Raw genomic sequence first — 21,587 nt, 5'->3', positions numbered from 1 at the left:
GGCGGGGCGGGGGGGGGCGGTGGCGGCTCCGGCACCTCGGGCTCGGTGTCAGGCGGTGGCGGTGGCGGCTACGTCAAGCTGCAGTGCAAGGCAGGCGACCTCGCAGCCTCGGTGTCGATTACGATCGGCGCGGGTGGCACGGTTGGGGTCGCTGGCGGCGCGAGCAGCTTCGGTTCTTTGGTCCAGGCGTATGGAGGCGGGGCCGGGACCAACGTTGGTGGAGCGGGTCAGTCCGCCGGCGGCGGCGGCGGCGGTGGGGCTTTGGCGGTCGGCGGCAACTCGGCTGCAACCGGAAGTGCTACCACTCAAGGTGGCGCCGGAGGAGATCCTACGGCCGGCAATGGCGCTACCGGCGTCGGTACCGGCTCTGGCGTCTCGCCTCCGACCCAGGCGGTCGGCGGGCAAGGTTATTTCGGCGGCGGCGGCGGCGGCTCTTCGGGAACGGGCAGTTTCACCGCCGGCTCTGTGGGTGGGAAATCGGTCTTTGGCGGCGGCGGCGGATCAGGCCGAGGCTCGGGCTCAGGGGCCATTTCGCTGTACGGCGGAAATGGCGGCGCGCCAGGCGCGGCCGGCCAGGCGCCGGCAGGCGGCGGTGGCTCAAATGCGTCCGGGGCTCGCGGTGAAGTGAGGGTCTACATCAATGGCTGAAATCGAAGCGGACCGCTATGCGCTGGTGTCCGAAGGCACCGTCGTCAACGTCATCCTGTGGGACGGCAACACCGAAACCTGGGCGCCGCCGGCGGGCTCGATCGCCGTGCTTTGCCCCGACGAGGTCGGCACCGGCTGGACCTATGTCCACGGCGACTGGCAGGCGCCGGCCGAGATCGAAGAGGAGTCCGGCGCATGAGCAATCCCTTGCTTGTTTCCCTGGTCCCTGGTGACGACTGGCTGGAAAGCCTGACCGTGACGCAACCGAACGGCCAGCCGAAAACCTATGCCGGCTGGACGATCGAAGACGCCGATATCACCTGGCCGAGCGGCTCGATCGAGCTCTCGATCGACACCTCGCAAGCCGCCGCCGGCGTGTTCGGAATTTCGGCCGCGAACGGCTTCACCGGCGCGTTGCCCTATGGCGCGGCCTCAACGATGCTGATCAAAGGCCGCTCGCCTGTCGGCAAGGTCGAGACGATCTACTACGCCAAGGTCGACGGCGTTCACGTCAAGGCCATCAACACGCTCACCGTGGCCCATGTCGGCACCCAGGGGCCACGCGGCAAGTCGCTGGAGATCGTCGAAGCCCCGGCCGCCCTGGTCGCCGGTTTCGGCTACGACGGCGACACGGCCATCATCCGGCCGACCGGCGCCATGTGGCAGAAGTCGGCCGGCGCCTGGTCCGATACCGGCAAGAATTTCTGGGGCACGCTCCTTCAGCAGGGCGCCGACCAAGTCCAGGCGGCGACCGACGCGGCCGGTGTTGCCGCCGGCGCCGCCGAAGCGACGGCTGAAGATCGGGTGGCAACCGGCCAGGATCGCACCGCGACCGGCGAGGACCGAGAGCAAACCGGCCTTGATCGTGTCGCGACCGGCCAGGATCGCACCCAAACCGGCCTCGACAAGATCGCCACGGCCGATGACCGCGTCCAAACCGGCCTTGATCGCGCTCAGACCGGCCAAGACCGCACCGCGACCGGCGGCGATGTGCTCTCCACGGGGGCCGATGTAGCTGCTGCCAATGCCGCCAAGGCCGAGGCGATTGCGCAAGCAATCCTGATCGCAGGCCTCAAGGCAGGTGTGGATACCACTCTCGCAGCCATGGTCGCGGCGCTGGCTGGCGTCACCAACCTGGCGCCTGTCACCGCTGCCATCATGGGCGCCGGCGTGAGGGCGCTCGTCGCCACCGATATCGTCGCCGCTCTGTCGAGCGACACGGCTAAGGACAGCGACGGGGGCATCTGGCGCTGGCGCGCTCGCGGCTCATGGTTCCCGGAGGCAAAGGGCACCGCGACGCGAGGTCTCCGCGATTTCTTCCCGAAACGTCCGCGCATCATCGGCCAGCCCGCCTTGCTGACCGTCCAGGACGGCGACGACGTCGCTTCGCCGCTATGGAAGAGCTGGGTCGTTGCCGGCCTAACCGGCGTTGCCATGCTGAATGGCTGGATCGTCTATTCCTCGGCGACCGGCGTCTATGTCATCGACATGCTGGGCGATGCGGTCTGGCGTTTCTCGACAGCAGGCCTGGCGAAGGCAAACCAGAACGTCGCGAGCTACAATCAGGGCACCGCTGTCTTCACAGTGGTCGACGCGACCAAGGCCGTTCTGGCAAGCAACATTCTGAGCGGTATTGCCCTGTCGATCTATCCGGGAACGCCAGTCGATCCTGTTCGCAAACTGCCGACCCCCGCCGTTGCCTACTCATCGTCGCTCGACACTGGTGTGGTGCATTGGGATGGCCGGGCCATAACGAATGGCGCGACAGCGAGCTTCAACAACGTCAACTTTGGTGCGGACGGTACTCTCTGGTCGAACCGAGGCAATTCGGTCCTCTACTGGTCGCCCTTGAACGAGTACATGGTCGCTCCCTTCTCGGGGCGGTTCTACGGGGCGGGCTCCGGTTATCCGAGGTTGATGGCCAATGGCGCGACGGCAATGGCTTGCGGTAACAGGCTCACGGCTCTTGGCTATTCCACCGGCCTCAACCTTCTTCGGCACGAGCCTGGATCGGTTCCGGGCGTGAGTTACCAGACAGGCCGATCCTCCGTCGCCTACGTCACCAGCACTTACAACACCGGCTATCAGGTCGGGCAGACGTTGTTGGCGCTCGCCGAGAGCACTGCAGATGTCACGTCATTGGTTGGGGCAAACCCGCTGTTCGATGATTTCTCGACCTATGCCGACACGGGAGGGCTGAATGCGGCTTGGCCGACTGCAGGAACAAGTGGTGCCGGGGCTGTGACCCTCAACGCCGGCCGCATGGCCCTTGATCGTCCCGCGTCAGGCGACATTGCCGCCGCACGCCGCTCATTCTCGACAGTGATCGGAACGCGCTACTCACTCGCCGTCGATGACAGCGGAGGGCTAGCTGCCATTCGGATAGGGTCTGCGGCTAACGGGATCGATCTGCTCAACAGCACCAACTTGGTTGTCGGAACAAACGTCTTCAGCTTCGTTGCGAAGACGACGACGACATGGGTGCAATTCAACGCGACTACGATTGGAACGACGATCTTCGTCGACAATGTTCGCGTTGACGTGCAGGCTTCCGACCGGTCTGGCGGAACGCCTAACCACCCAAAGGTCATCGGCACCGTTACCCGCGCGGCTGTTGCGGCTGGTGCAGAGCTTGCGGCGTATGGCGGCTTCTCGAACGCCAATTACCTTGACGTGCCGCTCGCCATGGCTGTCGGGACCGCTGATTTTTCGTTTTCGACATGGATCGCGACGGTAGCAACGTCCCGTTCAATGATGGACTGGACTGACGCCGCAACGTCAGGAGCAAGGTTCTCCATTGGAACCATCGGAAGCGGCACACTACGCGCTGTATTCAGCAGCAGCGGTGGCGCTCCGACGATCAATCTTAATGGAACGAAAATAGTGACGGACGGGGTTCCGCACCTCGTTCAGTTTGTCAGACGCGGTGACAGCATCGAACTGTGGGTGGACGGAATTCGGGACGCTGTTGCCACTGGGATAGCGGCCTACAACATTACCAATGCGTCAGCCTTTTTGCGTCTAGGAAACCGTGCGGCGACCGATCTTTCGTGGAACGGGACGATTGCGCTGCCGCGACTGTCGTTTACCGCCCCGACGCCAGCCCAAATCCGCGCCATGTATGCTGCCGAGCTGCCGATGTTCCAGCCCGGCGCAAAGTGCTTGCTGACCGGCACCGACAGCGTCCAGGGCCTCAGCCTCGACGACGGCACCGGCCTCCTGCGGGTCCATAAGTCGGTGAACGGAACGGACGTTTTCAACGGCCTTATCCGCATCGCCACCGAGACCATGGCGAGCGAAAACGCGTTGGGTCCGGAGAAGGTCACGAATGGTGATGGCTCGTCGGTCACGGGCTGGACCCCTTCCAACTGCACCCTTTCAATCGTCGGCGGCAAGCTCCGTATGACGGTGACGGCAAACGGAAACGCCTTCGCCTATCAGACAATTACCGGATTGAATGCTGCCGCATCGCATCTGGCTCAAGCCGACTACACGATAAACAGCGCAAATTCGGCGGCTCAAGCTCGACTGACTACCTACAATGGTCCTGGTCTCTCAGGAGTGCTCGCCAACACTATCAACGCCATCGGCAGTGCCTCGGCGGTCGGCGCACAAAGTCTAGCCAGCAGCGGCGACACCGACGTGGTCGTGGCTTGCGCAGCTATCTCGGCGATAGCCGGAGACGTCCTAGATTTCGACAATATCTCCCTTCGCGAAGTCACCACACTCAGGCTCTCGTCCAATAACCACAAGGGCGGCTCGGCGGCCAACGACAACGTGGCAATTTTCACCGATGCCGAGGCCTACTTCAAAGCGCCGGTCATCAGCCTGCGCGAGGCGATGGATACGGCGATCGGGCGGCCGGCCGACATCCCGGTCTACGACCGAACGTACATCTCCAAGACTTCGTCGGGCGTTACCAGCACCGCAACGGCCACGGTGATCGGGCGCCTGCCAATGGACAAGGGCGAGGCCGGCGATTGGGTGATCAAAACGATGGCCAAAGAGTATGGCGACCCCGCATCGCCGGAGTTTGCTGACTTTGAGGACAAGGTCTCTGCCTATCGCCCCGGCGAGGGCAACGTGGTGGTCGCGTCGTCGGTGCAGCGTGTGATCAACCGGTCGACCGTGACGATCACCCTGACGATCGTCGCCAACACGACGACGAACACGCTCGACATCACCGTGGTCGGCGTCAATCCGAAGAACCTCGAATGGGGCTATGAGGCGACGTTCTCGCCCTCCGTCCAGCAGGTGGCAGCATGAGCGATATCTACGATGGCATCTGGCTCCGGCGCTGGTTTCTTGACCTGACCAGCGGCCGACCGGAGTGCGACAACCCCGTCGATATCGGCACGATCTCGGCCGAGGACCGCGCGGCGATCGAGGCGAAGAACGCGGATATCCAAGCGGCGGTCGGCTCGGTCGAAGCCTATGAGGCCGAGCAGTCGCAAGAAGAACCCGACAGCGAGATCCTGGCGCTTGCCGCCCTACGGCGTGGGGACGCGACCCAGGAGCAGCTCGGCCTGGTTGCCGCGACGTGGGGATACGAGGTCAATGTGTCGGTCGGGCCAAGCGGCGAGGCCGTGAACGCCGAGCGGGAGCGGCGAATCCTTGCCGGGTCGGCCTTCACCGTACCAGGCGTCGGCCCTGTGCCGCTGCTCGGCCGCCAGCAGGACCAGTCGGTCTATCTGGCGCTCCTGATCAGGGCGCAGGCCTATCGGGCTGCGCAGGTCACGGCACCGGTACTGACCATCCGCGACGCCGCGAATGCCAACCATGTCCTCACGGCCGACCAGATGATCGTACTGGTGACCTCAGCGATGAACTGGTTCGAGGCCGTGATGAAGGTGTCATGGGCGATGAAGGACGGCGTTTCGCCGTTCGAGGCGGGCATCCCAACCGACTTTACCGATGACGGTTATTGGCCGGTACCTTAGCTCTAAGACGTGACAGGTGCTCGGGTTAATCCCCGAGAAGCGGGCCTAGATTGGCGTCCCGACCCGCCCGACAGCATCAAGAGATAACTGCCGCACCTGGCCCTTTCGGGCACGGGCACGGTGTCTGATTCTCGAAAGCCCTTAAATGACCCTTCAAGACCCATTCACAGCCGTTGAACCTGTGCGGCCGCCGGCGGGCTATATCGGCGGCAAACGCCGCTTGGCTGAGCGGCTCGTCGCGCTTATCGCCTCCACACCACACACAATCTATGCGGAGGTGTTTGTTGGCATGGGCGGCGTGTTCTTCCGCCGCCGCTCCCGACCGCGCTCCGAGGTGATCAATGACCGCAGCGGCGATGTCGCTAACCTGTTTCGCATCCTGCAGCGGCACTATCCGCAGCTCATGGACACGCTCCGCTTCCAGATCACCTCCAGGAAGGAATTCGATCGGCTGAAGGCCAGCGATCCGGCAACCCTGACCGATCTGGAGCGCGCCGGCCGATTCCTCTACCTCCAACGCCTGGCCTTCGGCGGCAAGGTCGCCGGCCGCAACTTCGGCGTCGACCCGCGCGCCTCGGCCGGGTTCAACCTGACGACGCTGGAGCCAATGTTGGCGGAGATCCACGATCGCCTCGCCGGCGTCGTCATCGAGCAGCTCGACTGGTCGGCCTTCATTGATCGCTACGACCGACCGGGCACGCTATTCTATCTGGACCCGCCCTATTTCGGCAGCGAGGGCGACTACGGGAAGGAGCTGTTCGGCCGCGACCGGTTCGAGGCGATCGCGGGACGGCTGCGCAACCTGCAGGGCCGCTTCATCTTGTCGATCAATGATGTGCCGGCGATCAGGCAGGCGTTCAACGGATTCGACCTGCAGGAGGCCGAACTGAATTACAGCGTGTCCGGCGGCAAAGGTCGGCCCGCTAAGGAGTTGATCCTGTCGTCGACTCGGTAGCACATACCGGTGCTATTGTAGGTGGGCGACACACACAGGGGGGCATCATGAAGATTTTTCTAAGTTGGTCAGGCAAACAGAGCCACGCGATAGCGGAGGCCATGAAACTGTGGCTCCCAAGCGTATTGCAATCGGCGGACGTGTGGATGTCGTCCCAGGACATTCAATCTGGCGAGCGCGGGCTTAATGCCATAGCGAGCAACCTTAGCGAACGTGACTATGGCATCTTGATACTGACCGAAGCCAATTACGAAGCGCCGTGGGTCCTTTTCGAGGCCGGGGCTCTATCCAATAAGATGCCCGGCCGAGTCGCTCCTCTGCTTTGCAACATGAACGAGCTCGCCCTGGTTAAAAGCCCGTTGCAGCAGTTCCAGCACAACAAATTTGAGAAGGAAGGCGTGCGTAAGCTGGTGAGGGACATCAATTCAGCTTCCGAGATGGTTATCGAAGACGCGCGCTTGCACGCCACCTTCGAAAAGTGGTGGCCTGAGCTAGATGACCAGTTCAGAGCTATTGAGGCCGAAGCGCCCAAGTTCGAGGAGCATACCGATCAGCTTCAAAGCAATGTGGATGCTGCTCTCGAACTCATCCTAAGCGAGATCAAAAGGCAGCAGGCGACCCTCCGGGAGCTTGAAAACACGAGTTCGCTCCTGGTGGCCTACGTGGGAAACATAGCCTTCCCAGGGACATTAGGGCTGGGGAATGCGATTCCGCCGGGGCGATACGTTTTGTCGGGAAATAAACTGATGCCGAGTGTCAAGAAGACAGACGAGCTTGAGGACTCAAAAGGCGATCCTAACGACCTCACGGGATTGCTGAGCACGCTGACCGTCCCCCACAAATAGTGCAGGCGAGATTGCGCAATGACCAGCCTCTGCTGAGCCGCAAGGCGGCGGCAACTGATGCCAAATGAAGTTGCGCGGAGATGCCAAACGATTTTGCGCGCTACACAACCAGCCACGATAGCGCTCAGGCGCTGGCACAATCGTGTCGCATTGGTCAGCGGCGGGAGGTCGTGGTAAAAGCCGCCGATCCGGAGTTTTGGCGATGAACAAATTCACCCCGACCAAGCCAGCCGGCGCGCGCAGCGTCGACGAAGTCACAGGCAGCCGGCGTTTGCGCCGCATGCGAAAGGCCGACTGGTCGCGCCGCCTCGTGCAGGAGAACCGGTTGACGGTGGACGACCTGATCTGGCCGATCTTCGTCGTCGACGGCAGACAGGTACGTGAACCCATCGTCTCAATGCCCGGCGTCTTCCGCCTGTCGATCGACCTCGCCGTCGAGGAGGCCGAGCGCGCGGCAAAGCTCGGCATTCCGGCGATCGCCACCTTCCCCAACGTCGACATGGGGCTGCGCGACCAGACCGGCTCGCACATCCTCGACCCCCAGAACGTCATCAACCGCGCCACGCGCGCGATCAAGGACGCGGTGCCCGAGATCGGCATCATCACCGATGCCGCGCTCGATCCGTTCACCAGCCACGGCCATGACGGCATCCTGCGCGACGGCATCATCGTCAATGACGAGACGGTGGAACAAGTCGCGGCGGCGGCGGTCATCCAGGCGGCGTCCGGCGCCGACATCATCGCGCCGTCCGACATGATGGATGGCCGCATCGGCGCCATCCGCGATGCGCTGGACGCCAATGGCTTCCAGGACGTGGCGATCATGTCCTACGCGACCAAGTTCGCCTCGGCCTTCTACGGCCCCTATCGCGAGGCAGTCGGCACGGCCGGCCTGCTCAAGGGCGACAAGAAGACCTATTACATCGATCACGCCAATTCGGACGAGGCGGTTCGCGAGGCCGAACAGGACATCGCCGAGGGCGCCGACATGCTGATGGTCAAGCCCGGCCTGCCCTATCTCGACATCATCCGCCGGCTGAAGGACGAGTTCCAGATGCCGACCTTCGCCTACCAGGTGTCGGGCGAATATTCGATGATCAAGGCCGCCGCCGCCAATGGCTGGATCGACGGGGAGAAAGCGATGCTGGAATCCCTGCTTGCTTTCAAGCGCGCCGGCTGCGACGGCATATTGACTTATTTTGCGCCAGAGGTGGCGGAGTTGCTGAAGGGATAGCTCCGTCTTCCTGGCAGGTCCCTCGTCCCATCCGGCCGCCAGTTCTTTGGAATTCCCGCTGACAAAAACCGGCGCTTTTCGCTATGATGCGGCACGGCCGGAGGCGGCCGGCAGTCCGCACCTCGCCAAGAGGTATGGCGAACGCCTTCAGAGGATGCTTCCTGACCCGTTTCACCGTCGGGCGAAGGCGTCGGCAATGCGGGCACTGACGAAGACTTCGCCGTGATAGAGGAACGGACATGCTCGCCTATAGAGACGCAAAAACCATGGCGAAAGCCATGCGGGAGGCGCTTGCCGCCCGCGACCTGACGATAAGCCACAGCGAGGCGCTGGAGATCGTCGCACGCCAGTTCGGGCTGGCTAGTTGGAACATCCTGTCGGCAAAAAACGAGGCGCCCCTGGCCGCCACTGAGTCGATCGTTTTCGAACGAATCGCGCCGATCGTGCGCATTTTCGACGTTGCCAAGGCGCACGAATTCTACCTTGGCTTCCTCGGCTTCACCATCGACTGGGAACATCGCTACGGCGAGCATTTTCCGCTTTATACGCAGGTCTCTCGCGGTGGCCTCTTTCTGCACCTGTCGGAACACGCCGGGGACGCGACGCCAGGCGGCAGCATGGTCGTGTACATGAAGGGTATCCGCGACTTCCACGCGGAACTCACGGGCAAGAACTATCGCTACATGAAGCCGGGCCTCGAGCACGAGGATAGCCGACTGACGGTCGAGGTCACCGATCCCTTCAACAATCATATCCGGTTCATGGAACTCTCTGGCGCCTGAAGCTAGGCAGGCTCAATCACAGATAGCCTTGTGAAGAGCTGACGGATTTCCAGCAGAGGAAACTGCTTGCGAGTCGCAATCGGTTTTGTTACCGATTGCCCACTGCAATCACAATAGGGAAGCATCAATGTCCAGACTTCGCGTCAATGCTTTTAGCCTTTCGCTGGACGGTTATGGCGCGGGGCCGAACCAGGACCTGCAAAATCCGCTGGGCGTCGGTGGCCCGGCGTTGCACAAATGGGCATTCGCCACCCGGACCTTCCGCCGGATGTTCGGCGAGGAAGGCGGCGAGGTCGGCATCGATGAAGACTTTGCCGCCCGCAGCTTCGAAAATGTCGGCGCCTGGATACTCGGCCGTAACATGTTCGGGCCGGTCCGCGGCGACTGGCCCGACGACAGCTGGAAGGGTTGGTGGGGCGACAACCCGCCTTACCACGTTCCGGTCTTCGTGCTGACCCATCACAAGCGGGATTCGTTGACTATGGAGGGCGGCACGACTTTCCACTTCGTCACCGACGGCATCCATTCCGCACTCGAACAGGCAAGGGCGGCGGCCTATGGCAAAGACGTCCGGGTCGGCGGCGGTGTCGCCACCATCAGGCAATATCTCAAGGAGAAATTGATCGACGAGCTGCATCTGGCGATTTCGCCGGTGTTGCTGGGCAACGGCGAGAACCTTTTTGCGGGCCTGGATCTGCCCGGGCTGGGCTATCGGTGCCACGAGCAGAGCGCGACGGCGCTGGCCACGCATGTGGTGATCAAGCGGGACTAAGTGGGGTTGTCTCGTCCCTGGAGTGACCAGACGCCGACCGTAAGGCAGTTGCGGCAGCCGCGATAGCATCGTCCGCGCTGCCGAATGGCGACAAGCCGAACAATTTGTCCTACAAATCCGGGGTCGCATTCGGGCCGCCGGCGCGCAGCCCCAACTCAACGCATTGGCGAGGACTGATATGGAATACCGCACTCTCGGCCGTTCCGGCTTGAAGGTATCGACATTGACGCTGGGCACCATGACCTTCGGTGGCACCGGTCCGTTCGCCGCGGTCGGGAAAACCGATGTCGATGAAGCACGTAGGATGATCGACATCTGTATCGATGCCGGCGTCAATCTCATCGACACCGCCAATGTCTATTCGAACGGGCTATCGGAAGAGATTATCGGCGAGGCACTCGGCGGCAAGCGCAAGGGCGATGTGCTGATCGCTTCCAAGGCGCGGATGCGGGTCGGTAAGGGTCCAAACGACGAAGGCCTGTCGCGCCATCATTTGATCCGCGAATGCGAAAAGAGTCTTAAGCGGCTTAAGACCGACGTCATCGATGTCTACTTCCTGCACGAGTGGGATGGCGTGACGCCCTTGGATGAGACGATCGCCGCACTCGATACGCTGGTTGCCCGTGGCAAGGTTCGCTATGTCGGATGTTCCAACTATTCCGGCTGGCAGGTGATGAAGGCGCTCGGCATCAGCGACAGCCGGCACCAGCCGCGCTTCGTCACCCAGCAGATCCACTACACGCTGGAAGCGCGCGAGGCGGAATATGAACTGCTGCCGATTTCGGTTGACCAAGGGCTGGGCGTGCTGGTCTGGAGCCCGCTCGCCGGTGGTTTGCTGTCGGGCAAATACCGCCGCGACAGCCCGACCGCCCGCCAGCTCGCGGGCTGGTCGGAACCGCCGATCCGCGACGAGGACCGGCTTTGGCGGATCGTCGATGTCCTCGTCGATATCGCCACCCAGCGAGGCGTGTCGGCGGCCCAGGTGGCATTGGCCTGGCTGCTTGGCAGGCCGGCGATTTCCTCGCTGGTGATCGGCGCCCGCAACGAAACTCAACTCAAGGACAACCTTGCGGCCGCGCGCCTGGTCCTCGCCGACGACGAACGCAGCCGTCTGGACGCGGTCAGCCGGCCACCGCTGCTTTACCCCTATTGGCACCAGCAGTTGACCGCAAAAGACCGGTTCGGTCCCGCGGATCTCGTGATCGACCGAAGCGAGGTATGACAGCCGGTCGACGGGAGCGCGGCGCTTTCCGGCAACTCATTCTTCAAGGCAATTCTCCAAGGGGAAAGCGCAACCGCCTTTCCCCGGGAAAGCGCAACCGTTTCCCCGGCCCGTTCAGTTTTCCTGAAATGCTTCAGTCCGTGATGTAACGCCAGACTTCCGGGTCGGGTTTGATCTGGCCGCTGAGGACAAAGTATTTGTAGAGCACCAGCAGCGAGATCGCCTGCTCGGCCTGCTCGTTGGCGAATGTCCTGCAATAGGCATTCGCAGCGGCGATGATGCGCTCAGCCTGCCCGGGATTGCGTTCGAAATACGCGACGCGTTCGGCAAGATTGGAGAAGTCGGCTTCGAGCGGCACATAATGGACATCAGCCTCAAGCTGACTTTCCGCAAACCATGTCTCGTACGACGGTGGCGGCATCAGGCAAAGCGACTTCGAGCTCATGATCCACTTCAGGTTGGTCGCCACGTCATTGCCTTCGAGCGAGACAATGTAGCGATAGCGCTGATGCTGGCTTATGCTGAGGAAGGGCTTGCTGTACTCGGCCGGCGCGTTCGGCTTGTGCGAGCCGGCATCGCAGAAAGTCAGGCCGCGCACGGCATTCAGAAACCTTTTGCGGATGGGGTTGTTGAGATCGCCGCGCCAGATCACGGCCGGGAGCTTGTCGGCGAAGGGAGTCGCGTCGCCGGGCATATGGAAGTGACGGAACTTGTCGAGCTTCATCAGCACCGCATTGCCGTCATCAGCGCAAATCGGCCGATTCTTGACGATCGACGGGACGTCCGGGACGCTGCGCACATCACCGAATTGCAAGTCGATAAGCAATGCTGGATCGAAATACCGTGCGAATTCCTTCAAGTCGTAATAATACATGGTCGGCGTGAAAGGCAGCTTGCCGACCGGCACTGCATCCGCGCTGGGCGCAAAGGCATCCTGCAGTTTGTTGCAATAATGGAGCCGCCGACGCACCGCCGCATCGGGTAGCCTGGCTTGGTCGAGACGAGCCCTCAGTTTGCGACGAAACAATGCCTGAGGGGCGATGTCGCGCGCGAAGTTGCGCGCATAGTAGAAGACCTTTGCCGTCGTTCGCGCAATCTTGGCCATTTTTCACTTGATGAAAATAAGCTAGGGCTCTCAATACATCGGCACCTTGGCACTCCTACATCATTGTGCGGCGTGTCTTGCAAGTCCGGATGTTGTGAAGCCCGACAAATCACCGGCGCGAGGGGGCGCACCACCGCTTCTGCTGTTGTGTTTGAAAGCCAATGCTCCTAGGCAGGAACAGAGCCGCGAGGCAGTAAAAGGAGCCGATATGGCACGACCACCGAATTACGACCAGGAACGCAAGGAACGTGACCGCCAGAAGGCGGCCAAGAAAGCAGAGAAGATGGCAGCCAAGACTGCCGCGCGCGAACGCTCGAAGCCCGAGGACGACACGGACTCCGAAACCGCGGAATGACGGCAGAAGGCCCGCGAAGGCGGGCCCTGCCTCAACCCCTGGTCGCCGCTCAGATGCGATTATGTCAGGCCGGCGCTTTGTCGCTGACGAAGACATCCACTTCACGCGCCGCCGCGATGAAAGCCCGTCTGGCGTTCATTGCCGGCTTGTCGCCCGCGAGCGCATCGTGGCAGGCCTGCAGGGCCGCACGATGCTTGGGGCTGCGCTTTCCCGGCCAGCTGTTGAGCAGGTAGTCGGAAGCCTCGCGGGCCGTTCGCAACAGCTGAGTGCTTCCCGGCGTGACGGACTTGACGGTCACGGGTGTTTCAAATCGGTTGTTTTCCATTGCCGCTCCTTACGCCATCGGCGGTCGTGAAGCGAGGCCGAAAGTGCGCGCCAGGCGGGATGGACCCTCTGCCCGCGTGGGCGCTGGCCGTCAATCATGACAACTAAGCAGCGACGACGGCGAATCCCCTGGCACGCAGACCGCGCCTATCATTGGCCAGTGACGTCACCAGCCGATCGCGGCTGCCGACGATGTGGCTCGTCAGCAGGCGCGCCGCCTCCTCGGCGTCGCCGAGGCGCACGGCCGCCAGAATGGCGCGATGTTCGGCCCATGCGCGAGCAAGGGCGGCTTCATCACGAACCTCCAGCCAGCGCGCCCGCGACAGGCGGGTCATGGAATCGCGGACCGCCCGGAACAGGAATTCATTGGCCGAAAGGCGCGCCAACTCGATGTGAAAATCCATGCCGACGCGATGCCACTCCTCGCGTGGCGTGTCGTTGTCGCAGGATTCGAGCATGGCCTCTATGACATCGACGGCGCTTCTGTCCGCCAGGGCACATGTGAGCCGCAATGCCGCGACTTCCACCGCTTCCCTGTAGACGGCGATCTGTTCCAGTTCGGCAAGATTAATAGGCGACACGCTCCATCCGCGGCCGTCCCTGCTGACCAGGCCTTCCGTTTCAAGCCGCAGCAGGGCCGCCCTGACAGGCGTTCGCGACGCTCCGAAGCGGTTTTCGATCCAGCGCTCCGTGAGTTTCTCGCCTGGGCCGATCTCGAGGCCAAGGATCATGTGCCGAAGCTGTTTTTCCACGCTCTGCATCTGCGACATGCGGGTCCATTCCTGTGCTGCCGGCCACGAACGGCCAACCGGTCCACGTTTTTTCGATCACGTTTGAGACGACCGCATTGACAGCGGTCAGCCATGCGTCCATCACGAACACCGGTCTGGTATCCCAAAATGGTATCCATCACAACAGGCCAATATTACGCGTAGGACCGGCGACATGCAGCAGACCACGACGACCGACAGCACCTACAATGTGCACTGGCGGCGCAACCTGTTCGTGTGCTTCGCGGGATCCTTCTCCACCCTCGTCGCCATGACGCTGCTGCTGCCTTTCCTGCCGCTTTACATCGAGCAGCTCGGCGCGCAGGGGCATGCCGCGATCGTGCAATGGTCGGGCATCGCCTATGGAGCGACGTTTTTCGCCGCGGCGCTGGTAGCGCCGCTGTGGGGACGCTTAGGCGATCGCTACGGCCGCAAGGTAATGCTGGTTCGCGCCAGCTTCGGCATGGCGATATGCATGTCGCTGACCGGCATGGTGCAGACTGTCTGGCAACTGGTCCTGCTGCGACTGCTGATTGGCTTTGCCGGAGGTTACTCCTCGGGTTCGACGATCCTCGTTGCCATGCAGACACCGAAGGAGCGTTCGGGCTGGGCATTGGGCGTATTGTCGGCCGGCATCACGGCGGGCTCGCTGGTCGGCCCCCTGCTCGGCGGCGCGCTGCCGCCGCTCATTGGCATTCGAGCGACCTTCCTCTTGTCAGGCGCCGTCATCTTCCTCGCTTTCCTGGCCACGACCTTCCTGATCAAGGAGGACCCGCGCCCGCAGACCGCCGAATCCCCATCGGCGGCAAAGTCGAAGAGCGGCTGGTCGCAGATCCCCGACAAGCGTCCGGTGGTGGCCATGCTGACGACCGGTATGCTGCTTGCCTTCGCCAACATGTCGATCGAGCCCATCATCACCGTCTATGTCCAGCAGCTCATCGAGGATCAAAGCCGGGTGACACTGGTTGCCGGCGTTGTGATGTCGGCGGCGGCCCTCGGCACCATCCTGTCGGCATCGTGGCTCGGCAAGCTGGCGGATCGCGTCGGCCACTGGAACGTCGTCGTCGGAGCCCTCGCCGTCTCGGCACTGCTGCTCATACCGCAGGCCTTCGTCACCAACAGCTGGCAGCTGATCGGCCTGCGCTTTCTGATGGGGCTGGCGCTGGGTGGCCTGCTGCCCTGCATCACCAGCGTTATCCGCCACAACATTCCCGATGGCATCGGCGGCAATGTGCTTGGCCTGGCAATCTCGGCGCAATATGTCGGGCAGGTCGCCGGGCCCTTGACCGGTGGCTTTGTCGGGGGCCATTTCGGCATGCGGGCGGTGTTCCTCGGCACATCAGTGCTGATGGCGGGCGGCGCGTTCTACAACTGGATTGTCCAATCGCGGCGTACGCGTCATATGGCGCTGGAAGCAGGAGGGTCCGGAGAGGCTCGTTACCAGTCCGGACAAGGAAGCGCCCCGACATGAACCCGATCCAAACAAATGGCAGCCCCATCCTGGTGTTCGCCGGCGGTCTCGTCGGCGCGGCGGGCGTGGCGCTTTCGGCTGCCGCCGCGCATCGCGGCGGCGCGTTTACCGGCACGGCCGCATCGTTCCTTTTGATGCATGCACCGGTCTTCCTCGCCGTTGGCTTGATCGGCGCGAATCGCTACCTGCGGGTCGGGAGCCTTGTGCTGCTCGCCGGTCTCCTGCTTTTCGCGGGCGACCTCGTTGCCCGCGATTTTCTCGGGTCGAAACTGTTTCCGATGTCGGCGCCAATCGGTGGCACACTGCTGATCGCGGGCTGGCTGGCGGTGGCGGCGTCGGCTCTAATGCGTCGACAGTCCTGATCAAATCGACGCTCGGGCTGGGGCGACAAGCCGCGATTGCGCCGCCATATCCTAGCCAAGCGGCCCTCCCGAGGCCGGGTCGCTGGGGAGATGCCCCAATAGTTGCGGTAGATGTCTTCGAACAGATAGCTCACCGGATGCATGACGCGCGCTCCTTCGTATCTTGAATCGATCCAAGCGATGGCCAGAAGCCGCACCGCCCTGTCCGAAATTGGCGGATGGTCGGCGTATCCGGATCTGTGGAAGCGATGCGGTCCAAACAATTGGATCGATTCAATCCTACTCCTCCGTCGGGGTCGTATCAAGCCAAAATTTGAACCGATCCACGAAAGTGCTAGATGATGCGGGCTGGGAGACAAGGATGACGCCATTGACCTCTGCAAAGACAAGGCCGGTTCGGCTGGCGGACATCGCCAAGGCGGCCGGCGTCTCGCACGGCACAGCCTCCAACGTGTTCGCACGTCCGGATATTGTGCGCGAAGAAGTTCGCGAGCGGGTCAAGGCGGCGGCGGAGGCGATGGGCTATGCCGGTCCGGACCCGAAGGGCCGGCTGTTGCGCGCCGGTAAGGTCAACGCCATCGGCGTCGCGACCGGCGAGCCGCTATCCTATTTCTTCGACGACCTTTTCGCGCGGGTGATGATGGCCAGCATCTCGCAGGCATGCGACGCGACGGGTGCCGGCATTTCGCTGGTGTCGGCCGCCAACAGCGAACAGCTCGCCTGGAATATTCAGAGCGCGCTGGTCGACGGATTCATTGTCTTCTGCATGGAGGGCGACTCGCGTCTTGTGCAACTGGCACGCGAACGCAAACTGCCCTTCGTCGCGCTCGATCTCGATTCTGATGATCAGGCGGTTGCCGCCATCGGTGTCGACAACATCGAAGGCGCCGGCCTCGCGGCGCGTCATCTGGCCGAGCTTGGCCATCGCCACTTTGCCGTACTGACCCTGCCCTGTGTCGATGGACGCTTCGGCCCGGTCACCCAGGCGCAGGTCGAGAAGGCATCATTTTCAGCCACGCGCGACCGCCTTCGCGGTTATTTCGGGGAACTTGCCCGCTTCGGCATCGACGTCTCGCTCGTGCCCATCTACGAAACCGTAAACGACGAGAAAAGTGTCTGGGCCGGACTCGACCATATTTTCTCGGGTTCCAGCAAGCCGACCGCCATCCTGGCAATGTCGGACAAGATCGCGCTGCACGCTTTGGACTGGCTGCGGCAACACGATATCGCCGTGCCACGCGACGTTTCAATCGTCGGCTTCGACGGCGTTCCGGAAGGAGCGGACTCCAAGCCGCCACTGACCACGGTGGCCCAGCCGATCGCCGAGATGGGTCGCCGCGCCGTCAAGGCGATCCTCGAAAATTACGGCTCCCTCAGCCGCCAATTGCTGCCGGTCGACCTGGTCGTACGGTCGTCGTCCGGCCCCTCGCCCGCCTGAGCCGGAATCGGGGGTAGGCGAGTCATGGGATTTGTACAGGGACTGCGTACTCAAGCCACGGCCGTCACGGCATAGGCCAGGCCCGCGCGGACCAGCCGGCGAGAGCTTACCCTCGCCCCATTCGGTTCCAGGCGTCCAGCCCGGCGATCTTGTAAGCCTCCGCCAGGGTCGGATAGTTGAAGGTGTTGTTGACGAAGAAATCGACGGTGCCGCCGAGATTGATGACGGCTTGGCCGATATGGATCAGCTCGGTGGCTCCCTCGCCGACGATGTGCGCGCCGAGCAGGCGACGCGTTTCGATCGAGAACAGCAGTTTCAGGAAGCCGCTGTCGACGCCCATGATGTGGCCGCGCGAGGTCTCGCGAAAGCGCGCCACGCCGACTTCATAGGCGCTGCCGCTCTGGCGCACTTGTTCCTCCGACTGGCCGACGGTCGAGATTTCCGGCACCGCATAGATACCATAGGGAAAGGTCTCCGGCGGCGGAGGCAAGGGGACGCCGAAGGCGTGGCACGCTGCCACCCTGCCCTGCTCCATCGACGTGGACGCGAGGCTTGGGAAGCCGATGACATCGCCGGCGGCGTAGATGTTGGGCACGCTGGTCTGGAAGGTCTGCGAATCGACCTTGATGCGGCCGCGGGAGTCGGCTTCGATCCCGACCATATCGAGACCGAGGCTGCCCACATTGCCGGTCCGGCCTGCCGCATAGAGCACCACTTCCGAGCGGATGGTGCGGCCATCGGCCAGTTCCACCTCGGCCGCTTCCGGCTTGGAGCGGATTTCCTTCACCGCGCTGCCCAGCCGGATCGTCATGCCGCGATCGCGCATCTGGTGTATGAAATCGTCGACGATCTCGCGGTCGACGAAATCCAGGATGGAGTTGCGCGGTTCGACCAGTGTCACGGGAACGTCGAGGGCGGAAAAGATCGTCGCATATTCGACGCCGATGACCCCGGCGCCAATCACAGTCAGAGTGCGCGGCAGGCGGTCAAGTTCCAGCATCTCGTCACTGTCGAAGACCCTTTTCTTGTCGAAGGGCACGTCGGCTGGCCGATGCGGCCTGGTGCCGACCGCCACCAGCGCATGCGCGAAACCCACCTCGCTGTAGTCGCCATTATCCGCCGTCAAGCTGACCCTGTTGGGGCCGAGAAACCTGACCGCCGCGCGCGCGCTCCTGACGTTGTTGCGCATGAACTGGTGCTGCAGCACCTCGACCTCATGATCGAGCGTCTTGTGCAGGCGCTGGACCAGATCGCCGACCGAAATGTCCTGCTTGACGCGGTAGCCGCGTCCGTAGAAGCCGCGCTCTCGCCAGCCCGAGAGGTTGAGCACCGTTTCGCGAAGGGTCTTGGAAGGAATGGTGCCTGTGTGCACGGAGACGCCGCCGAGGCGCCGGCCGCGGTCGACCACTAGCACGGATTTGCCCAGTTTTGCCGACTGCACCGCCGCACGGCGGCCGGAGGGGCCACTGCCGATGACCAGCATGTCATAGTCCATAGTGCCCCGCCCCTCTGCCTGTGACTGCTTTTGCTGCGCCGCAACAAGCTAACGCCATCCGCGCGTCGAATTCAACCGAAGCGCGCGCTTGCGCTCCGGTTCGGCGCATAAACGACCTTGATTCCGCCCCGACCATTCACCATTTCATCATCGAATGGCTCGCACTATGTCGGGCCTTGTTGTTACGAGGAAATGACATGAACGCGCGCGTTCTCGACGGTGAAATCATCCCCAGCAGGCTGGACGATGTGAGGGCCTATGACGGAGTGCGCACGCGACGCATCCTGGCCTTCGCGATCGACTATATCATCGTCGGGCTGCTCACCATTCCGTTCGCCATCCTGGTGTTCTTCCTTGGCATTCTGACCCTTGGCCTTGGCTGGGTACTTTACGGCGCTCTCGTCCCGGCCGTTGCCATTCTGTATATCTGGAACACGCTGGGCAGCGCGGATCAGGCCACCACCGGCATGAAAATGATGGGCATCCGCCTCGACCGACTTGATGGCAGGCCGATCGATGGTCTCACCGCAGTCGTCCACTCGGTGCTCTTCTGGGCCGGCAATGTCATCCTCTCGCCATTTGTGCTGCTGGTGACCTTGTTTTCCGATCGCAAGCGCACATTGCACGACCTCCTGCTTGGCACGGTCGTCAGCCGCACCGGCCGTTGAAGGCTTTTCCGGAAAGCGGTTGCACCTCATAAACGCAGAATTGAAGGCGCGGGTTTTGGTCGCGCCTTCACAATCCTGTTGAATTTTTTACTTTCAACGCCAAAGGTAGAGCGATTCGAAGGAGTGTTTCCAAGGCTCGATGACGCACCATCCGACCCAGTCGCCGCAGTTCTTCCTGACAGCGCCGTCGCCATGCCCCTATCTCGACGGTCAGTTCGAGCGCAAGGTGTTCACGCATCTGGTCGGCGACAAGGCTTCGGAGATGAACGACCTCCTGACGCAAGGCGGCTTCCGGCGTTCGCAGAACATCGCCTACAGGCCTGCCTGCGAGACCTGCCGCGCCTGCGTCTCGGTGCGCATCCTCGCCCAGGAGTTCGTCGCCAGCCGCAACATGAAGCGCGTTCTGCAGCACAACTCCGACCTTATCGGCGCCATGCACAATGCTGAGCCTTCGACCGAACAATATTCCCTCTTCCGCAGCTACCTTGACGCCCGCCATCGCCGGGGCGGCATGTCCGACATGACGGTGCTCGACTATGCCATGATGGTCGAGGATACCCATGTCGACACGAAGGTGATCGAGTACCGGCGGCGGGGCCCCGATACTTTCATCACAGGCAAGGGACAGGGCGAGTTGATCGCCGTGGCGCTCACCGACAAGATGGCCGATGGGCTGTCGATGGTCTATTCCTACTTCAATCCCGATATCGACGAGCGTTCGCTCGGAACCTTCATGATCCTCGACCACATCGCCCGCGCCAGGGCCATGGGCCTGCCGCATGTCTATCTTGGCTACTGGGTCAACGGCTCGCGCAAGATGAACTACAAGATGCGCTTCATGCCGCAGGAGCATCTCGGCCCGAAGGGCTGGGAACGCTACGCCAGCGGGGCGGTCTGACGCCGGCCGGTTCGTGCGCAGGCCTCGGGCGCTGATGTTGTTCTCCCAAAGCCGAGGTCAATCTACGCTATATGCGTTGGGGTAAGATCAGCCGCTGGTTTTCTCGACCGCGACGGGCATCGGCAAGACCTCTACACGAGGGCTGTCGTCGGGCCGCAAGCCCGGGGCCAGTTCGTCGATCAGTTCAACCTCACGCAGCCACTCGCGCCAGATCGCGACCAGCAAGGCCATCAGCACCGGGCCAATGAACAGGCCGAGGAATCCCATGGTCTTGACACCGCCGATCAAGCCGAAAAAGGTCGGCAAGAACGGCAGCTTTATTGGCCCGCCGACGAGCTTGGGACGCAAGGTCTTGTCGACGATGAACAACTCGACCGCGCCCCACAGGAATAGCGCCAGCCCGGCCATCGGCGATCCACTGGCGGCGAGGTAGATCGACACCAGGGTGAAGGACAATGGCGCGCCGCCGGGGATAAGCGCCATGATGCCGGTCAGGGCTCCGAGCGTCACCGGCGACGGCACGCCGGCCAACCAGTAGGCTATGCCCAGCACAAGCCCCTCGCCGATGGCGATGATGGTCATGCCGGTCACGGTCGACGAGATTGTCGCCGGCACGACGCGCGAAATGCGCTCCCATCGCGCGGGCAGGATGCGCTCGCCCAGACGATCGACCTGGCCAGAGAAATGCTCGCCGTCGCGATAGGCGAAGAACAGGGCAATCATCATGAAGAGCAGCGTCAACAGCAGGCCGAAGGCGCTGCCGCCTGCCGCCAGCACACCGCGATAGATGCTGCCGATATTGGCGCCGCTGACTAGCTGGATCAGTTCACCAATGCCGCCCGGATGGCCAAAATTGGCGATCCATTGTTCGTTCAGCCACTCGCCCACGACGGGCAGCGCGATGATCCAATGCGGTGTCGCCGCGCCATGCCGGTTCGTGTCGATCGCCCAACCGACCCATTCCCGCACCTCGTTGATGGCGTAGGTGCCGGCAAGGGCGATCGGTATTACCAGGAAGGCGAGGATGAACAGAATGGCAAAGGTCGCGGCAATGGTGCGGTTGCCGCCGACGCCGGCCAGCAACCGCCGGTAAAGCGGCCAGCTGGCAAAGGCGATGACCAGCGCCGCCAGCACGGGAAATAGGAAGCCGTGAAAGAAATAGACGCCCGCGGCGACGATCAGCACCAGGAGCCAGCGCGCCGCCGAAAGCGGCGGAATCACGGCGGACCGCAACGGCGTCGACAGGCCGAACAGGCGCTGCTGGCGTTCCGGCTTCTGGATCCCTTTTTCCTTCAAATGCCCG

The 21,587-nt window shown here is 62.7% G+C and carries 20 protein-coding genes and 1 pseudogene; 16 read left to right on the top strand and 5 right to left on the bottom strand.

Annotated features, from left to right (window positions below; translation table 11 throughout):
* The 10 genes and pseudogenes from LB513_RS05260 to LB513_RS05215 all read left to right on the top strand — a co-directional run.
* A pseudogene (locus LB513_RS05260) lies at positions 1–648 on the top strand (hypothetical protein); the annotation flags it as partial.
* Positions 641–847, top strand: a complete 207-nt coding sequence (locus LB513_RS05255; protein WP_224662405.1) for a hypothetical protein — start codon at positions 641–643, stop codon at positions 845–847. The pseudogene LB513_RS05260 and the gene LB513_RS05255, both read left to right, overlap by 8 nt.
* Positions 844–4,914 carry a LamG domain-containing protein gene (locus tag LB513_RS05250; protein ID WP_224662404.1) on the top strand — a complete coding sequence of 1,357 codons (4,071 nt, stop codon included), beginning with the start codon at positions 844–846 and terminating at the stop codon, positions 4,912–4,914. The genes LB513_RS05255 and LB513_RS05250 overlap by 4 nt, the downstream gene beginning before the upstream one ends.
* Entirely contained in the window at positions 4,911–5,588 is a 678-nt protein-coding gene (locus LB513_RS05245; RefSeq protein WP_224662403.1) for a hypothetical protein, read from the top strand. The genes LB513_RS05250 and LB513_RS05245 overlap by 4 nt, the downstream gene beginning before the upstream one ends.
* A 145-nt stretch (positions 5,589–5,733) precedes the next feature.
* Positions 5,734–6,543, top strand: a complete 810-nt coding sequence (locus LB513_RS05240; protein ID WP_224662402.1) for a DNA adenine methylase — start codon at positions 5,734–5,736, stop codon at positions 6,541–6,543.
* Positions 6,544–6,590: 47 nt separating this feature from the next.
* Positions 6,591–7,388, top strand: coding sequence for a toll/interleukin-1 receptor domain-containing protein (locus LB513_RS05235; protein WP_224662401.1), 798 nt, complete (start codon positions 6,591–6,593; stop codon positions 7,386–7,388).
* Positions 7,389–7,590: 202 nt separating this feature from the next.
* Positions 7,591–8,622: a porphobilinogen synthase gene (hemB, locus tag LB513_RS05230; protein WP_224662400.1), complete on the top strand. Its 1,032-nt coding sequence runs from the start codon at positions 7,591–7,593 to the stop codon at positions 8,620–8,622.
* Positions 8,623–8,861: 239 nt separating this feature from the next.
* Positions 8,862–9,404 (top strand): glyoxalase superfamily protein, encoded by a 543-nt coding sequence (locus LB513_RS05225; RefSeq protein ID WP_224662399.1) that lies wholly within the window; start codon positions 8,862–8,864, stop codon positions 9,402–9,404.
* Positions 9,405–9,531: 127 nt separating this feature from the next.
* Positions 9,532–10,176 carry a dihydrofolate reductase family protein gene (locus LB513_RS05220; RefSeq protein ID WP_224662398.1) on the top strand — a complete coding sequence of 215 codons (645 nt, stop codon included), beginning with the start codon at positions 9,532–9,534 and terminating at the stop codon, positions 10,174–10,176.
* Between the two features lie 178 nt (positions 10,177–10,354).
* The gene (locus tag LB513_RS05215) at positions 10,355–11,398 is read left to right on the top strand and encodes an aldo/keto reductase (RefSeq protein WP_224662397.1); all 1,044 of its coding nucleotides are present in this window, start codon (positions 10,355–10,357) and stop codon (positions 11,396–11,398) included.
* 133 nt (positions 11,399–11,531) lie between these two features.
* On the opposite strand, the gene LB513_RS05210 is transcribed toward LB513_RS05215, so the two are convergent.
* Positions 11,532–12,503, bottom strand: a complete 972-nt coding sequence (locus LB513_RS05210) for a glycosyl transferase family 90 (RefSeq protein WP_224662396.1) — start codon at positions 12,501–12,503, stop codon at positions 11,532–11,534.
* Between the two features lie 208 nt (positions 12,504–12,711).
* Here LB513_RS05210 and LB513_RS05205 point away from each other — a divergent pair, with 208 nt between their 5' ends.
* Positions 12,712–12,858 (top strand): hypothetical protein, encoded by a 147-nt coding sequence (locus tag LB513_RS05205; RefSeq protein WP_224662395.1) that lies wholly within the window; start codon positions 12,712–12,714, stop codon positions 12,856–12,858.
* Between the two features lie 64 nt (positions 12,859–12,922).
* Here LB513_RS05205 and LB513_RS05200 read toward each other — a convergent pair whose 3' ends face one another.
* Positions 12,923–13,183: a DUF982 domain-containing protein gene (locus tag LB513_RS05200; RefSeq protein WP_224662394.1), complete on the bottom strand. Its 261-nt coding sequence runs from the start codon at positions 13,181–13,183 to the stop codon at positions 12,923–12,925.
* Between the two features lie 103 nt (positions 13,184–13,286).
* A complete protein-coding gene (locus LB513_RS05195; RefSeq protein WP_224662393.1) occupies positions 13,287–13,952 on the bottom strand; it encodes a GntR family transcriptional regulator in 666 nt (221 codons plus the stop codon).
* 175 nt (positions 13,953–14,127) lie between these two features.
* Between LB513_RS05195 and LB513_RS05190 the strand changes: the two genes are divergently transcribed.
* The 3 genes from LB513_RS05190 (at position 14,128) to LB513_RS05180 (ending at position 17,223) form a co-directional block, all read left to right on the top strand.
* Positions 14,128–15,423 carry a multidrug efflux MFS transporter gene (locus LB513_RS05190; RefSeq protein WP_224662392.1) on the top strand — a complete coding sequence of 432 codons (1,296 nt, stop codon included), beginning with the start codon at positions 14,128–14,130 and terminating at the stop codon, positions 15,421–15,423.
* Positions 15,420–15,785, top strand: coding sequence for a DUF423 domain-containing protein (locus tag LB513_RS05185; RefSeq protein WP_224662391.1), 366 nt, complete (start codon positions 15,420–15,422; stop codon positions 15,783–15,785). Before LB513_RS05190 ends, LB513_RS05185 begins: the two co-directional genes overlap by 4 nt.
* A 361-nt stretch (positions 15,786–16,146) precedes the next feature.
* Entirely contained in the window at positions 16,147–17,223 is a 1,077-nt protein-coding gene (locus LB513_RS05180) for a LacI family DNA-binding transcriptional regulator (RefSeq protein WP_224662390.1), read from the top strand.
* A 106-nt stretch (positions 17,224–17,329) separates the two neighbouring features.
* Here LB513_RS05180 and sthA read toward each other — a convergent pair whose 3' ends face one another.
* Entirely contained in the window at positions 17,330–18,718 is a 1,389-nt protein-coding gene (gene sthA, locus LB513_RS05175) for a Si-specific NAD(P)(+) transhydrogenase (protein WP_224662389.1), read from the bottom strand.
* A 197-nt stretch (positions 18,719–18,915) separates the two neighbouring features.
* On the opposite strand from sthA, the gene LB513_RS05170 reads away from it, so the two are divergent.
* Together LB513_RS05170 and LB513_RS05165 are read left to right on the top strand one after the other, a co-directional pair.
* Positions 18,916–19,386, top strand: coding sequence for an RDD family protein (locus LB513_RS05170; RefSeq protein ID WP_224662388.1), 471 nt, complete (start codon positions 18,916–18,918; stop codon positions 19,384–19,386).
* A 139-nt stretch (positions 19,387–19,525) separates the two neighbouring features.
* Entirely contained in the window at positions 19,526–20,284 is a 759-nt protein-coding gene (locus LB513_RS05165) for an arginyltransferase (protein WP_224662387.1), read from the top strand.
* A gap of 87 nt (positions 20,285–20,371) precedes the next feature.
* On the opposite strand, the gene LB513_RS05160 is transcribed toward LB513_RS05165, so the two are convergent.
* A complete protein-coding gene (locus tag LB513_RS05160) occupies positions 20,372–21,580 on the bottom strand; it encodes an AI-2E family transporter (RefSeq protein ID WP_224662386.1) in 1,209 nt (402 codons plus the stop codon).
* Positions 21,581–21,587 lie beyond the last annotated feature (7 nt).

Source organism: Mesorhizobium sp. ES1-1, assembly GCF_020164785.1.
Lineage (GTDB): Bacteria > Pseudomonadota > Alphaproteobacteria > Rhizobiales > Rhizobiaceae > Mesorhizobium.
This window is presented reverse-complemented; position numbering and strand designations above follow the sequence as displayed.

Bases quoted from the DNA above. Each gene is read 5' to 3' on its own strand.
- LB513_RS05255 (WP_224662405.1), top strand. From the start codon at position 641: ATGGCTGAAATCGAAGCGGACCGCTATGCGCTGGTGTCCGAAGGCACC.
- LB513_RS05250 (WP_224662404.1), top strand. From the start codon at position 844: ATGAGCAATCCCTTGCTTGTTTCCCTGGTCCCTGGTGACGACTGGCTG.
- LB513_RS05245 (WP_224662403.1), top strand. From the start codon at position 4,911: ATGAGCGATATCTACGATGGCATCTGGCTCCGGCGCTGGTTTCTTGAC.
- LB513_RS05240 (WP_224662402.1), top strand. From the start codon at position 5,734: ATGACCCTTCAAGACCCATTCACAGCCGTTGAACCTGTGCGGCCGCCG.
- LB513_RS05235 (WP_224662401.1), top strand. From the start codon at position 6,591: ATGAAGATTTTTCTAAGTTGGTCAGGCAAACAGAGCCACGCGATAGCG.
- hemB (WP_224662400.1), top strand. From the start codon at position 7,591: ATGAACAAATTCACCCCGACCAAGCCAGCCGGCGCGCGCAGCGTCGAC.
- LB513_RS05225 (WP_224662399.1), top strand. From the start codon at position 8,862: ATGCTCGCCTATAGAGACGCAAAAACCATGGCGAAAGCCATGCGGGAG.
- LB513_RS05220 (WP_224662398.1), top strand. From the start codon at position 9,532: ATGTCCAGACTTCGCGTCAATGCTTTTAGCCTTTCGCTGGACGGTTAT.
- LB513_RS05215 (WP_224662397.1), top strand. From the start codon at position 10,355: ATGGAATACCGCACTCTCGGCCGTTCCGGCTTGAAGGTATCGACATTG.
- LB513_RS05210 (WP_224662396.1), bottom strand. From the start codon at position 12,503: ATGGCCAAGATTGCGCGAACGACGGCAAAGGTCTTCTACTATGCGCGC.
- LB513_RS05205 (WP_224662395.1), top strand. From the start codon at position 12,712: ATGGCACGACCACCGAATTACGACCAGGAACGCAAGGAACGTGACCGC.
- LB513_RS05200 (WP_224662394.1), bottom strand. From the start codon at position 13,183: ATGGAAAACAACCGATTTGAAACACCCGTGACCGTCAAGTCCGTCACG.
- LB513_RS05195 (WP_224662393.1), bottom strand. From the start codon at position 13,952: ATGTCGCAGATGCAGAGCGTGGAAAAACAGCTTCGGCACATGATCCTT.
- LB513_RS05190 (WP_224662392.1), top strand. From the start codon at position 14,128: ATGCAGCAGACCACGACGACCGACAGCACCTACAATGTGCACTGGCGG.
- LB513_RS05185 (WP_224662391.1), top strand. From the start codon at position 15,420: ATGAACCCGATCCAAACAAATGGCAGCCCCATCCTGGTGTTCGCCGGC.
- LB513_RS05180 (WP_224662390.1), top strand. From the start codon at position 16,147: ATGACGCCATTGACCTCTGCAAAGACAAGGCCGGTTCGGCTGGCGGAC.
- sthA (WP_224662389.1), bottom strand. From the start codon at position 18,718: ATGGACTATGACATGCTGGTCATCGGCAGTGGCCCCTCCGGCCGCCGT.
- LB513_RS05170 (WP_224662388.1), top strand. From the start codon at position 18,916: ATGAACGCGCGCGTTCTCGACGGTGAAATCATCCCCAGCAGGCTGGAC.
- LB513_RS05165 (WP_224662387.1), top strand. From the start codon at position 19,526: ATGACGCACCATCCGACCCAGTCGCCGCAGTTCTTCCTGACAGCGCCG.